This window comes from Pseudomonas sp. A-R-19 (assembly GCF_019956575.1).
Taxonomy (GTDB): Bacteria; Pseudomonadota; Gammaproteobacteria; order Pseudomonadales; family Pseudomonadaceae; genus Aquipseudomonas.
On the sequence record NZ_JAHBDR010000096.1, the window covers coordinates 17,201 to 31,068 of the forward strand.

The window sequence follows — 13,868 nt, forward strand, 5'->3', positions numbered from 1 at the left end:
GGTTATGAAGTCATTCGACAACGCCATGGCAAGCCTGGCGAATTTCGATCCACGCTCCGGTTCAGTGGTGGAACGCACACTGTTCAATCACCGCCTGTGGGTCTTGTTGGTGTGTGTGTTGACGACCCTGGTATTGGGTTATCAAGCCACCCGTATCGAGCTCAATGCCAGCTTCGAAAAAATGATCCCCACGCAACAGCCCTACATTGCGAACTACCTTGAGCATCAGAAGCAGCTCACGGGTTTAGGCAACGCGCTGCGCATCGTGGTCGCCAACAAACACGGCGATATCTACGACGCCGAGTACCTGAAAACCTTGCAGGCACTGAGTGACAAACTCTACCTGCTGCCGGGCGTCGACCGGGCGTACATGAAGTCGCTATGGACACCGGCCACGCGCTGGGTCGCCGTCACCGAAGACGGTCTCGACGGCGGCCCGGTAGTCCCGGATGACTACAGTGGCACCGCCGCCAACCTCGATGCACTGCGGCGCAATGTGCAGCGCTCCAACGAACTCGGTCAACTGGTAGCGTTCGACCAGACCTCCAGCATCATCTACGTGCCGTTGCTGGCAACCACCTCTGACGGCAAAGCGCTGGACTACGCGGTCTTGTCCGGGCAACTGGAAGCCCTGCGCAGCACCTATCAAAGCGATGACATCGATATTCGCATCACCGGTTTCGCGAAAAAAGTCGGTGACCTGATCGCCGGCCTGAAGCAGATCCTGCTGTTCTTCGCCGTCGCGATCCTGATCACCACCGCCGTGCTGTTCTGGTACACCCGCTGCCTGCGCAGTACGGTGCTGGTAGTGCTGTGCTCGCTGGTGGCGGTGGTCTGGCAGCTCGGACTGCTGCCATTGTTGAATTACCAGTTAGACCCGTACTCCGTGCTGGTGCCGTTTCTGGTGTTTGCCATCGGCATGAGCCATGGCGCGCAGAAGATGAACGGCATCATGCAGGACATCGGGCGTGGCATGCACCGGGTGGTGGCTGCGCGATTCACCTTCCGGCGCCTGTTCCTCGCCGGGCTGACAGCGCTGCTGTGCGATGCCGTAGGTTTTGCGGTGCTGATGCTGATCAAGATCCAGGTTATTCAAGACCTTGCAGTGATCGCCAGCATCGGCGTGGCGGTGCTGATCTTCACCAACCTGATTCTGCTGCCGGTCCTGCTCTCTTATGTCGGTGTGACACCGCGTGCCGCGCAACTGAGCCTCAAGAGCGAACAGGCCGAGCAAAGCGGTCAGAAGCGCCATGGGTTCTGGCGCTTTCTGGACCTGTTCACCCATCGGCGCTGGGCCAGCCTGTGCATCGCCATCAGCCTCGCCTTGGCAGCGCTCGGCTTTCTGGTCAGCCTGCAACTGAAAATTGGTGACCTCGACGCCGGTGCGCCGGAACTGCGTGCAGACTCGCGCTACAACCAGGACGATGCTTTTCTGACCCGACATTACGGCGCGAGCAGCGACCTGTTCGCGGTGATGGTGAAAACCCCCGCCAGCAGTTGTGCGCGCTACGACATTCTGGCCAAGGTCGATGCCCTCGACTGGCAACTGCGCGCCTTGCCGGGCGTTGACTCGACCAACTCGCTGGCGTTGCTGAACCGGCGCATGCTGGTCGGGCTCAGCGAGGGCAATCCGAAGTGGTACGAGCTGCAGAACAACCAGGCGATGCTCAACATGATCACCGCCAGCGCGCCGCGGGGGTTGTACAACGAAGATTGCAGCCTGCTGACCCTGTACGCCTACCTCACCGACCACAAGGCGGAAACCCTGACCCGCCTGGTCGAACACGTGGAAAAATTTGCCGCCGAGAACAACACCGACGAGGTGCAATTCCTTCTGGCAGCCGGTAACGCCGGCATCGAGGCGGCGACCAATATCGTGGTCAAGCAAGCCAACCGCGAGATGCTCGTCTGGGTCTACGCTGCGGTCATTGTGCTGTGCCTGATCACCTTCCGCTCCTGGCGCGCCACGCTGTGCGCGGTGATTCCGCTGATGCTCACGTCCATCCTTTGCGAAGCGTTGATGGTCTGGCTGAACATCGGTGTGAAAGTCGCCACGCTGCCGGTCATCGCCTTGGGCGTCGGCATTGGTGTCGACTATGCGTTGTACGTGATGAGCATTCTCCTGGGGCATCTGCGCCAAGGGGAAAGCCTGTCCGAAGCGTATTACCGCGCCCTGGTTTCCACCGGCAAGGTGGTGATGCTGACCGGTATCACCCTGGCCATCGGCGTGGCGACCTGGACATTTTCGCCCATCAAGTTCCAGGCCGACATGGGCGTGCTGCTGGCGTTCATGTTTGTCTGGAACATGGTTGGCGCATTGGTGTTGCTGCCGGCGTTGGCGTACTTCCTGTTACCCGCACGCAGCAAGGCGCAGGGTGCCGTTGTGCCGATGCCCAACGAGATGGGTGCCGAGAAGGCAGTGGTCGCACACGTTCAACACCTGCAAATCAAGGAGCACTGTCATGGTCGCTGATACCTTCGTAAAACCTGCTCGGCAGCCGGGACTGGCGCAATCGCTGTTGCTGCTGTTGGGCAGTTGCTTGCCAGTGCTGGGCGCCGTGTTGCTGGCCCCGGTGTTGCCGAGGATGCAGGCGCATTTTGCCAACGTCGACGGCAGCGCCGTGCTGGTCCCCATCGTACTGACGCTGCCAGCGTTGGTGATTGCCTTGCTGGCGCCGTTCGCCGGGCTGATCGCCGATCGACTTGGGCGCAAGCCGTTACTGCTGGCGAGCATGGTGCTGTATGTGCTCTGCGGCGTGCTGCCGCTCTGGCTCGAGTCGCTGCAGGCCATCGTGCTCAGCCGTGCGGGCATTGGGTTGGCCGAGGCGGGCATCATGACCTGCTGCACCACACTGATGGGTGACTACTACAGCGGGGCCAAACGCGAGCGTCTGTTTGCCTTGCAGATGGTCGCGACGTCTTTGTCGGCTGCAGCATTCATCGCGTTGGGTGGCTTCCTGGGGCAGAACGACTGGCGTACGCCGTTTGCGTTGTACGCCGTCGGTTTGATTTTTCTGCCGCTGATGGCCTGGCAACTGTGGGAGCCGCAAGCCCGCACGCAGCCTGAGCAACCGACGCAGCCATTGCCGACCGGAAAATTCCCGTGGCGCGGGCTCGCCCCCCTGTACGTGTTGTCGCTGTTGGCAGGTTTGAGCCTGTTCATCGTGCCGGTGCAGGCCGGGTATCTGCTCAACCTGCTGCACGTCGATGCTCCACAACAAATAGGCATGACCATGGGTGCCAACCAACTGGGCGTGCTGGTCGGTGCGCTGAGTTTTCGATTGTTCAGTGGCATGCGAGGGCAGCATCTGCTGCTGAGTGCCTACGTACTTGCAGGCATTGGCGGGTTATTGATGGCGGCTGCCGCGACCCATACGCAGGTCGTGGTTGCGGTGACGATCAATGGCCTGGGCATCGGCTTGATGCTGCCGACACTGATCACCTGGATCATGGCGCACGTCAGTTTTCATCAGCGCGGGCGGGCGGCTGGGTGTTTCACCGCCGCGATCTTCGCTGGCGAATTCATCAGCCCTCTCGTTGTTCTCGGCATGACCCGTGGTGACTCCACGGTGCTACCTCAGGCATTGGCCCTCGTGGGTGGCCTGCAACTGCTGGTGGCGGTGTTTTGTCTGGCCGTGCCGAGGTCAGGTGGTTTGTTACACGACGCGAACGTTGTGGCCGGTGGCTCGACCATCGCCGAGAAAAATTGAACGAGGATTTTCCATGCAAGCGCTTCCTGAATTCAAACGAGTGGTCACCGGTCACGATCAGCAAGGCCAGGCCATCGTCGCCAGCAACGGGCCGACGCCGAACGTGTTCCCGCTTTCGGCGGTGCCGGGCACGGTGTTTCATGAACTGTGGAACAGCACCACCAGCCCGGCCTCGCTCGACAACGCCAGCGACCCCAGCAACAAGCCCCTGCAACTCAGTCCCGGGGCCCAGGGCAGTGTCATCCGGGTGGTGGATATTCCGCCGGACAGCGTGCAGAACCAGGTCAGCGCTGAAGATGCCGCGGCGGTGTTCGCCGAAATCGGTGAATCCCATGCAGGCACCGGCCAGCGTGACTCCAGACATAAATTGATGCACCGCACCGAGACCCTCGACTACGGCATCGTCACCGAAGGTGAAGTGTGGCTGGTGCTGGATGAGGAAGAAGTGCACCTCAAACGCGGCGACGTGGTGGTTCAACGCGGTACCAATCATGCCTGGAGCAACCGCACCGAAGCGATGGCGCGCATGGTTTTCATCTTGCTCGACGGGCGTTATGCCGCTGAGCTGAGCAACGGTAAGGGAGCATCGGCATGAAACTCGCCACCCTGAAAAACGGCAGTCGCGATGGTCAGCTCGTCGTGGTCTCGCGCGATCTTGCCTGGGCGCTGGATGCCCGTTCCGTGGCGCTCACCTTGCAGGAAGCCATCGAGAACTGGAGTAGCGCCGAGCCGCGCTTGCAGCTGCTGTCGAATCAGTTGAATGCGGGCGAGGCGGCGGGTGCCTTTGCCTTCGACCCTGTCGAGGCGATGGCGCCACTGCCCCGCGCTTATCAATGGTGCGATGGCTCGGCCTTTCTCAGCCACGGTGCGCTGATGCAGAAGGCATTCAATCTTGACCCCATCGACGGCGTCGAACACACGCCGCTGATGTACCAGGGTGCCGGTGACGATTTCATTGGCGCACGCGACGATATCGCGTTGCCGAGCGAGAGTCAGGGCATCGACTTCGAAGGCGAGTTTGTGGTGCTGGTGGATGATGTGCCCATGGGCTGCGACGCCGAGCAGGCGCAGCAACATATCAAGCTGATCCTGCAGATCAACGACGTCAGTTTGCGCGCCCTGGCCCCTCGGGAAATGCGCACAGGCTTTGGATTCTTGCAGGCCAAGCCGTCCTCCAGCTTCGCGCCGCTGGCCATTACACCGGACGAACTGGGCGATGCCTGGCGCGACAGTCGTGTGCATTTGCCGTTGCAGGTGCACTGGAATGGCCAGTGGTTTGGTCATCCGCACGGCGGGCAGATGAACTTCAGTTTCGGTCAGTTGATCGCTCACGCCGCGCTCACCCGCAGGTTGCGCGCTGGCACGCTGATCGGCTCCGGTACGGTCTCCAATGCCGAAAGAAGCGCGGGGTCGGCGTGCATTGCCGAGCGTCGCGCCATCGAGATGATCGAGCATGGCGCCGCCCAAACCGGCTTCATGCGCTTTGGCGACCGCGTGCACATGGATGTCACGGGCAGCGATGGACAGTCGCTGTTTGGCGCAATCGATCAATGCATCGTTCAGGCCCAAGGCTGAGGAGCGGCTTATGCGTGTGTTGATTACCGGTGCCAATGGTTTTGTCGGACGAGAGCTGGTGCGTTGCCTGCTGGCGCAGGGCAACTTGCGAGGGCAAGCCATTGGCACGTTACTGGTGCTGGATAGAGACTTGCAGGACTGGCCGGACGACACCCGTCTTCGCCGTCATTTCGGCAGTGTGACCGACCCGGCCTTGATGCGTCGGGTATTGGCCGACGGCATTGACGTGGTGTTCCATCTGGTCAGCATTCCAGGTGGCGCCGCAGAAGAACAGTACGAACTCGGCTACCAGGTCAATCTGCTGGCCAGCCTGGAATTGCTCAACCAGTTGCGCAATAAAAGCCATCCGCCGGTTTTGGTGTACGCCAGCAGCGTGGCGGTGTACGGCGGGGATCTTCCGGCGCGCATGAGCGAGTCTGCCGAGCTGCGCCCCGAATTGTCCTATGGCACCCACAAGGCCATGGTGGAAAGCGCCATCAGTGATCTTGCCCGGCGGGGCGATGTGGACGGTCGTGTGTTGCGCCTGCCAGGCATCGTCGCCCGGCCTCGCGAACCCAACGGGTTGCGTTCTGCATTCATGAGCGACCTGATGCGGGCCTTTGCCGAAGGTGAACCGTATCAATGCCCGGTCTCGCCAGAGGCGACGGCGTGGTGGATGTCCGCCCGCTGTTGCGTGAACAACCTGATCCACGCTGCAGAGCTCGATGGCGACTTGCTAGGGGCGCAACGGGTGTGGCAGTTGCCGGTGCTGCATTTGTCGATTGCCCAGGTCATCGATGCATTGGCTGAGCGTTACGGGCAGGAGCGCCGCGCATTGATCAGCCATGCGCCCGACGTTCAGCTGGAAGCATTGTTCGGACGTATGCCGCCATTGAAAACACCACAGGCGCGCGCTGCCGGTTTCAACCATGATCGCAACGCTGCCGCGCTGGTGCGCAATTCCCTGAATCCCGCGGCCCCCCGACACTTGCCGCTCACCGGAGAGACCTTTGATGTCATTGCCAACCAAGCCTAAACGTCGTCTCGTCGACCTCTCGGTCACCCTCGACAACAACCCCTACACTGATCCGCCGCCATTGCTGCCGAAAATCGATTACATGGATCACCAGCAAGGCTGGCCGGAGATGGCGGCGATGTTCCCGGGTTTGCAACTCGAACAGATGCCGGGCAACGAATCCTGGGCGGCCGAGCGTCTGCACATCACCACCCACAGCGGAACGCACATGGATGCGCCCTGGCATTACGCCTCGACCACCGACGGCGGTCAGCCGGCATTTGGCATCGACGAGTTACCGCTCGATTGGTGCCTGCAACCGGGTGTGAAGCTGGACTTTCGGCACCTGGCGGACGGTCACGTGGTGACCGCCGATGAGATTGAAACCGAGCTGGCGCGAATTGGCCATCAATTGCAGCCGCTGGACATCGTGCTGATCAACACCCGTGCCGGCGCGTTGTTCGGGCAACCGGGTTATCTGGATGCCGGCGTCGGCATCGGTCGTGAAGCCACGATGTATCTGCTGGAACGTGGAGTGCGGGTCGTGGGCACCGATGCCTGGAGCTGGGACGCGCCGTTCAAGTACACCCGCGAGCGCTTTGCAGCCGATGGCGATGCCTCGATCATCTGGGAGGGGCACAAGGCCGGACGCGATATCGGTTATGGGCAAATGGAAAAGCTCGCCAACCTGGAATCCCTGCCGGCCAGTGGATTCGTGGTGTCATGCTTTCCCTACAAGATCAAGCACGCGTCGGCCGGGTTTGTGCGAGCGGTAGCGATATTCGAAGAGTAGGGCGCCTGGGGGAACAGCAGGAAAAGTCCTCGATCAAAAACACAATAAGAGAAACAACATGCCTCTTTTTCGTCTGCCTCAAACTTTATTGACGGCCATGCTGGCGTTGGGCAGCAGTCTGGTCATGGCGGCCAGCGCTGAATCTGCACAGCCCAATATCCTGCTGATTGTGGCCGATGACCTGGGTTACTCCGACCTGGGCAGCTATGGCGGTGACATCAGTACGCCAACCCTGGATCAGTTGGCCCACGATGGTGTGCAGTTCACCAACATGTACGCGGCGCCAACCTGTTCGATCACGCGTTCGATGCTGATGTCCGGCACCGACAATCACCTCGCCGGGCTCGGCACCATGGCTGAAGCGCTGCAACCCTTTCAACGCGGCAAGCCAGGTTACGAGGGGTATTTGAACCAGCGATCCTATTCAATTGCCGATCTACTGAAAAAAGGCGGCTACAGCACGCTGATGGTGGGTAAGTGGCACTTGGGACTGGAGGCGGATCAAGGTCCGGATCAACGGGGATTCGAGCAGTCTTTCACTTTGCTTGAGGGCGGTGCTGCACACTTCAAACCCTCGAGTGTCGATCCGACTAAAATCGAGCAAGTGCACTATCGCGAAAACGGAAAGGCCGTGACGTTGCCGGACAACTTTTACTCCACGGATTTCTACACCGACAAGCTGATCAGCTACCTGCAAGACAGCAAAAAGGACGGCAAGCCGTTTTTCGCCTACGCCGCCTACACCTCGCCGCACTGGCCGCTACAAGCACCCAGGGAATACCTGGACAAGTACCAGGGACAATTTGACCAGGGGTATGACAGCGTACGTCTGGCCCGGATCGAACGGATGAAAAGCCTCGGCCTTATAGCCAGGGATGCCCAGCCTGCGAATCCGCTACCGGTCAATCCAACGTTGCCGGGATGGGACCAGTTGAGTCCTGAACAGCAGCGTGTCGAGGCGAGGAAGATGGAAATCTACGCCGCCATGGTCGATAACCTTGACCATAACATTGGCCGGGTGATCGATTATCTGCGCAAGAGTGGGCAGTACGACAACACGTTGATCGTATTCATGTCGGATAACGGTGCGGCCGGGGAGAACCACACCCAGTTCTATCCGCCGGGCGCGCACACTGACAATGGCTTTGCCAACCTCGGGCAGAAGGGTTCTCAGATCGACTATGGCCTGCGCTGGGCCGAGGTCAGCGCAGCGCCGTTCCACCTGTTCAAAGGCACCACCGCCGAGGGCGGCATCAGCGTGCCGGCGATTATCCAACTGCCCAAGACACTGCGTCGCCAAGGCATGGAGCGCGGTGTTGCGCGGGTAGATGACCTGGCACCGACCTTTTTGGAACTGGCGGGTATCGCATTGCCAAACGAAGCGCCAACGGACACGAGTAAACACCCGATCACCGGTAAATCAATGCTGTCAATGCTTGCCGGTAATGGCAGCCCGCACGGCAACGACAGCCTGGCCGGAGAGCTGTTCGGCAATGCTTATTATCGAGAGGGCAATCTCAAGCTGTTAGGCCTGCGACCCCAGGCAGGCTTTGGCGCAAGTGCGCAACCATTGCAATGGCAATTGTTTGATTTGGCACAGGACCGCGGCGAAACCACAGACCTGGCTGCCTCCCAGCCTGAGACGGTGCAACGACTCAAGAAGGCCTGGTTGAACTATGCAGAGCAGGTGGGTGTGGTGTTGGCGACGCATTAACCCTCAGTCCTTGCGTGTTCCGGAACGTTGGGAATTGAACGTTTGAGCGCCCGACTTTATTAGCGGTGCCCAAGTGTTTCAGCATTCTTTATCCAGGCATCAAGCGCTCTGACCATTTGATTGACCTCACTGTCGTCCCGCTCCGAAGGGCGGACGATGGCGTTCCAGGCGATATCCAGGCCGTCATTCAGGGCGGCCCACGCCAGTTCCCCGCGCTCGAGACTGGGGGTCACCAGGTCGCGTTGCAAGATGCTGATTCCGTAGCCTGAACGCACCAGTTCGACGATGGCTTCGATCAACTCCACGGTGATCATGCGGCGCGGCAAGATGCTGGCGGGGGCGAAGAACCGGTCGTATTCCCAACCGCTGGCGCGATCGGTCGAGTAGGTCACCAGGTTGTAGGTCTTGAAGTCTTCGGCGTAGATATTCGTCCTGCCCGCCAGGGGATGGTCGGTTGCCATGATCGCAATCAGGTCATCGCGAAACAGCGGCAGTTTTGCCACGCCACTCGGCACCATGCCGTCATCGATGATGGACACGTCGAGCCGGCCTTGCATCAGGCTCGCGTAAACGTCATCGCGGGGCACGGTCACCAGGGTGATTTCGATGTCGGGCCGAAGGCTGGAGTAGTGCTTGATGAATTTTGGAATCCAGCGAAACGGACCGTAGGAGGTGACGCCCATGCGTACAAAAGCGGTGACGCCACCGGCCATGGACCGGGCCTCGGACTCGGCCTCATTGAGTATCGCGATGATGTCCTTGGCGGCTCGCTCCAGGCGCACACCGGCAGGGCTGAGCCGCAGTTTTCCGCCCGATCGTTCCGTCAGGTTCACCCCAAGCCGCCGCTCGGCTTCGCGAATACGATGACTGACAGCCGAAGGCGTCAGCCATAGACGCTCGGCCACGGCTGTGACCGAATCGACTTCCGACAGGGTTTTCAACATCACAAGGTGATCGAGCGTCAGTCTCATGGCAGGCGACCTGAAAATAATTCACAAAATTGCGTAAAATTATGAGCGTGACTTGTTTTTGGTGCCGTTGCAATCTGAATCCAGCAGAGCCCACCGGAGACCAACAACAATGACTACCCTGCCTTTCACACCTGTATTGACCCTGGGCGATATCGTCGACCTGGAGCGTTACCCCATTACCGATCGCAGCCATCCCGCTTACCTCGAACTGGTCGCTCACAGCCAGTCGTTGCTGGGGCAGGAGGGCGTTGCAATCTTCCCGGGGTTCGTTCGCGATCAATCGGTTGTCGCCATGGCGGACCAAACCCTCGCACTGCACCCGCGCATGTTCCATTTTCGGGAAAAACACACGGTTTATTTCAAGCCTCAGGAGGAGGGCGTCGATGCGCAGCATCCGTTGCGACGGCTGATGGACACCGAGAAAGACACCGTGGCTTATGCCGACATTCCTGGCGACCACTCGATCCGGCAGATCTATGAGTCGGACGATGTACTGTGTTTCATCAAGGATGTGCTCAACCTCGACGCGCTCTATCGGCATGCCGATCCGTTGGCCGCCCTCAACCTGCAGGGATTCACCACAGGACAGCAGCTGGGATGGCATTTCGATCGATCCGACTTCAGTGTCACGCTGTCCCTCCAGGCGGCGAGCGCCGGTGGGGACTTTGAGTACGTGCGCATGCTGCGCAACGAAAACGACGATTGCCATGACGCGGTCAGGCAGTTCCTCGATGACCCGAAAACACAGCAGGTGGAAGTGCTGCCGCAAGTGCCGGGCACCCTGACATTGTTCCGTGGTCGCTATTCACTGCATCGGGTAACGCCGGTGGAAGGGGACCGGTTGCGGCTCAACGCAGTGTTCGCCTATGTGGATCAACCCAATGTCGAATTCAGCGATTATGCCCGCCAACTGTTTTACGGGCGCACCACGGTCGAGCCACTGGTCTGAGTGTCACCCATAACAATAAATGCAATTGATTCACGCCTTTGCTTCACGTGTTTGCGACTGGTTTATTCCTGTGTCGCACACAACAGTTCGCTGCCCCCAATAATAATGATTCGGAGCGTCTGATCATGAAAAGCAGGAAGAAGTTGCTGGCCTCGTTGCTCACCCTTGGCCTGCTCGCCGGTAGCGCGTCAAGCCAGGCGGCAGGCTGGTGTGAGTCGGGCAAGCCGGTGAAGTTTGCCGGCCTGAACTGGGAGAGCGGGATGCTCCTCTCCGACATCATGATGATCGTGCTCAAGGATGGTTATGGCTGTGCGACCGATCAATTGGTGGGTAACACCATCATTCTCGAGACCGCCCTGGCCGCCAACGACATCCAGGTGTTTGGCGAAGAATGGATGGAGCGCAGCGAAGTCTGGAAAAAGGCGGCGGCAGCCGGCAAGGTCATCGGCGTTGGCGCTCCGATCATCGGTGCGACCCAGGGCTGGTACGTCCCGCGTTACGTCGTCGAGGGGGACGCCAAACGCAATCGACCGGCGCAAGCACCCGACCTCAAGACAGTCGCCGACCTGAGCAGGTACGCCAGTGTTTTTCACGATGCAGAAGAGCCGTCCAAGGGCCGTTTCTATAACTGTCCCGCGGGCTGGATTTGTGAGCAGGACAATACCGAGATGCTCAAGGAGTACGGTCTGGAAAATACCTTCACCAACTTCCGCCCGGGCACCGGTGCTGCATTGGATGCGGCGGTCCTGTCCAGCTACAAGCGCGGTGAGCCGGTACTGTTCTACTACTGGTCACCGACCCCGCTGATGGGGCAGATCGATGCGATAAGACTGGAAGAAAAAACCGGAGCCAACAAAGACGTCGTCACCATGGTCGGGCTCTCCAAGGCCTTTCATGAGCAGGCGCCCGAACTGGTCGCGGTGCTGGAAAAGGTCAACATTCCCATCGATTTGCTGAATCAGAACCTGGCGAGGATGACCCGCGAACGCATCGAGTCACCGAAGCTGGCCAGGATGTTCCTCAAGGAACACCCGGAAGTCTGGCATGCCTGGGTCGACGAAACCGCCGCCAAAAAAATCGAGGCAGCGCTTTAACCGGGCCTCCAGGGCAAGGATGCCCGCACTCTGCAACGCCCCTCTGAACTCAATCTCTTGACTGCTTCTACACAAGAAGTGGCGCCTCTTTGCGTCCGGGAATCATGAACATGATCAAATCACGAGCGGCTGTCGCCTTCGCGGCGAACCAGCCTCTGCAAATCGTCGAAATCGATGTGGCGCCGCCGCAAGCCGGTGAAGTGCTGGTGCGCATCATCGCGACCGGTGTCTGTCATACCGATGCATTTACCTTGTCTGGCGCTGATCCCGAAGGGATCTTCCCCGTCATCCTTGGCCACGAAGGCGGCGGTATCGTCGAAGCGGTAGGCGAGGGCGTGACTTCACTGGTGGTGGGCGATCATGTGATCCCGCTTTACACCCCGGAATGTGGCGAATGCAAATTCTGCAGATCCGGCAAAACCAATCTTTGCCAGAAGATCCGTGCCACTCAAGGCAAAGGCCTGATGCCGGATGGCACCAGCCGCTTTTCTTATGAGGGGCAGCCGATCTTTCACTACATGGGCACCTCCACGTTCTCGGAATACACCGTGCTGCCGGAAATCGCCCTGGCCAAGATTCCCCGGGACGCTCCACTGGAACAGGTTTGCCTGCTCGGTTGTGGAGTGACCACCGGGATTGGCGCGGTGCTCAACACGGCCAAAGTGGAAGAGGGCGCCAGCGTGGCGATCTTCGGCCTGGGTGGCATCGGCCTGGCAGCCATTATCGGCGCCACCATGGCCAAGGCTGGCCGGATCATCGCGATCGATATCAACCCGGCCAAGTTCGACATCGCCAGGCAACTGGGCGCTACCGACTTCGTCAACCCCAGGGATTACGACCGACCCATCCAGGACGTGATCGTCGAGATGACAGAAGGCGGTGTCGACTACTCCTTTGAATGCATTGGCAACGTCCAACTCATGCGCGCGGCTCTGGAATGCTGCCACAAAGGCTGGGGCGAGTCGGTAATCATCGGTGTCGCCGGCGCGGGCCAGGAAATCAGTACCCGACCGTTCCAGTTGGTGACCGGTCGCGTCTGGCGCGGCTCCGCCTTCGGCGGCGTCAAAGGTCGCTCGGAGTTGCCGAGCTATGTCGAGAAGGCTCAGGCCGGCGACATCCCGCTGAATACCTTCATCACCCACACCATGGGGCTTGAAGACATCAACAAGGCCTTCGAATTGATGCAGGAAGGCAAGAGCATTCGCACAGTTATCCATTTCTGAACCACTAACCAAGAGAGCATCAAAATGAGCATCTTCACCCATGTCACCGTCGGTACCAACGACCTGCAAAAAGCCCGTGGTTTTTACGACAACGTACTCGGCGCACTCGGCCAGAAACGCATCGCCGATCTGGAGAACAATGGCTCGATCTGGGGCGAAAACGCGCCGTCTTTCTTCGTTTTGAAACCGGCAAACGGCGCACCTGCCAGCGTTGGCAATGGTGTCACCGTCAGTTTTGAGGCACCAACCCGTGCCGCAATCGATGCCTTCCATGCCGCGGCATTGGCCGCTGGCGGTACATGTGAAGGCTTGCCAGGGCCACGTGACTGGGCACCGAATGCCTATGCTGCTTATGCCCGTGATCTGGACGGTAACAAACTGGCCGCGTATTGCTTCAAAGCAGCTTAAGCCGTTTGGGAAGAGGCCAGCGTCGGTTCAGTTGGCCAGCAACCTCCAGCACGACGTATTTCGCGGCCAGTTACTGAGGGAGCGAGCAAGCCCGCTCCCACATTCTTACGCCGCGCCGTCGAGGAATTGCTCGGCGTGGTGGCAAGCCACCTGGCGGCTGTCGAGCAGGCGCAGGGCCGGCTCTTCAGTGCTGCAACGCTCGGTGGCGTACGGGCAGCGCTTGTGGAAGGCGCAGCCGGGTGGCGGGTTCAGCGGGTTGGGCAACTCGCCGACGATCTTGATTTTCGGTTTGTTCGGGTCCGGGTGAATCGTCGGCGTGGCCGACAACAGCGCCTGGGTGTAAGGGTGCAGAGGGCGTTCGTAGATGGCGTTCTTCGGGCCCATTTCCACCGGGCGACCGAGGTACATCACCATCACGTCATCGGCAACGTGCTGCA

General features: G+C 59.9%; 13 protein-coding genes. 11 read left to right on the plus strand and 2 right to left on the minus strand.

Annotated features, from left to right (window positions below; all coding sequences use genetic code 11):
* The first annotated feature begins 4 nt into the window (after positions 1 to 4).
* From KGA88_RS26955 to KGA88_RS26985, 7 genes are read left to right on the plus strand one after another with little or no spacing between them, the layout of a single operon-like run.
* The gene (locus KGA88_RS26955) at positions 5 to 2,473 is read left to right on the plus strand and encodes an efflux RND transporter permease subunit (protein ID WP_223595456.1); all 2,469 of its coding nucleotides are present in this window, start codon (positions 5 to 7) and stop codon (positions 2,471 to 2,473) included.
* On the plus strand, positions 2,463 to 3,710 hold the full coding sequence (locus KGA88_RS26960) for an MFS transporter (protein WP_223595459.1): 1,248 nt from the start codon (positions 2,463 to 2,465) through the stop codon (positions 3,708 to 3,710). The genes KGA88_RS26955 and KGA88_RS26960 overlap by 11 nt, the downstream gene beginning before the upstream one ends.
* A gap of 13 nt (positions 3,711 to 3,723) precedes the next feature.
* On the plus strand, positions 3,724 to 4,305 hold the full coding sequence (locus KGA88_RS26965; RefSeq protein WP_223595461.1) for a cupin domain-containing protein: 582 nt from the start codon (positions 3,724 to 3,726) through the stop codon (positions 4,303 to 4,305).
* Positions 4,302 to 5,285: a fumarylacetoacetate hydrolase family protein gene (locus KGA88_RS26970; protein WP_223595463.1), complete on the plus strand. Its 984-nt coding sequence runs from the start codon at positions 4,302 to 4,304 to the stop codon at positions 5,283 to 5,285. The genes KGA88_RS26965 and KGA88_RS26970 overlap by 4 nt, the downstream gene beginning before the upstream one ends.
* A gap of 10 nt (positions 5,286 to 5,295) precedes the next feature.
* Positions 5,296 to 6,300, plus strand: coding sequence for an NAD-dependent epimerase/dehydratase family protein (locus KGA88_RS26975; RefSeq protein ID WP_223595465.1), 1,005 nt, complete (start codon positions 5,296 to 5,298; stop codon positions 6,298 to 6,300).
* The gene (locus tag KGA88_RS26980) at positions 6,278 to 7,072 is read left to right on the plus strand and encodes a cyclase family protein (protein ID WP_110658374.1); all 795 of its coding nucleotides are present in this window, start codon (positions 6,278 to 6,280) and stop codon (positions 7,070 to 7,072) included. Before KGA88_RS26975 ends, KGA88_RS26980 begins: the two co-directional genes overlap by 23 nt.
* A 58-nt stretch (positions 7,073 to 7,130) precedes the next feature.
* The gene (locus tag KGA88_RS26985; protein ID WP_223595467.1) at positions 7,131 to 8,786 is read left to right on the plus strand and encodes an arylsulfatase; all 1,656 of its coding nucleotides are present in this window, start codon (positions 7,131 to 7,133) and stop codon (positions 8,784 to 8,786) included.
* A gap of 59 nt (positions 8,787 to 8,845) precedes the next feature.
* Here the strand turns inward: KGA88_RS26985 and KGA88_RS26990 are convergent, their stop codons facing one another.
* Positions 8,846 to 9,757 (minus strand): LysR family transcriptional regulator, encoded by a 912-nt coding sequence (locus KGA88_RS26990; RefSeq protein ID WP_110658372.1) that lies wholly within the window; start codon positions 9,755 to 9,757, stop codon positions 8,846 to 8,848.
* A gap of 109 nt (positions 9,758 to 9,866) precedes the next feature.
* On the opposite strand from KGA88_RS26990, the gene KGA88_RS26995 reads away from it, so the two are divergent.
* The 4 genes from KGA88_RS26995 (at position 9,867) to KGA88_RS27010 (ending at position 13,431) form a co-directional block, all read left to right on the plus strand.
* Positions 9,867 to 10,706 (plus strand): hypothetical protein, encoded by an 840-nt coding sequence (locus tag KGA88_RS26995; protein WP_223595470.1) that lies wholly within the window; start codon positions 9,867 to 9,869, stop codon positions 10,704 to 10,706.
* 125 nt (positions 10,707 to 10,831) lie between these two features.
* A complete protein-coding gene (locus KGA88_RS27000) occupies positions 10,832 to 11,800 on the plus strand; it encodes an ABC transporter substrate-binding protein (RefSeq protein ID WP_223595472.1) in 969 nt (322 codons plus the stop codon).
* 110 nt (positions 11,801 to 11,910) lie between these two features.
* Positions 11,911 to 13,023 carry an S-(hydroxymethyl)glutathione dehydrogenase/class III alcohol dehydrogenase gene (locus KGA88_RS27005; RefSeq protein ID WP_223595480.1) on the plus strand — a complete coding sequence of 371 codons (1,113 nt, stop codon included), beginning with the start codon at positions 11,911 to 11,913 and terminating at the stop codon, positions 13,021 to 13,023.
* Positions 13,024 to 13,047: 24 nt separating this feature from the next.
* Positions 13,048 to 13,431 (plus strand): VOC family protein, encoded by a 384-nt coding sequence (locus KGA88_RS27010; protein ID WP_223595482.1) that lies wholly within the window; start codon positions 13,048 to 13,050, stop codon positions 13,429 to 13,431.
* A gap of 105 nt (positions 13,432 to 13,536) precedes the next feature.
* Here the strand turns inward: KGA88_RS27010 and KGA88_RS27015 are convergent.
* Positions 13,537 to 13,868: oligopeptide/dipeptide ABC transporter ATP-binding protein (locus tag KGA88_RS27015; RefSeq protein ID WP_411740866.1), on the minus strand; the 332-nt coding region annotated here is incomplete at its 5' end.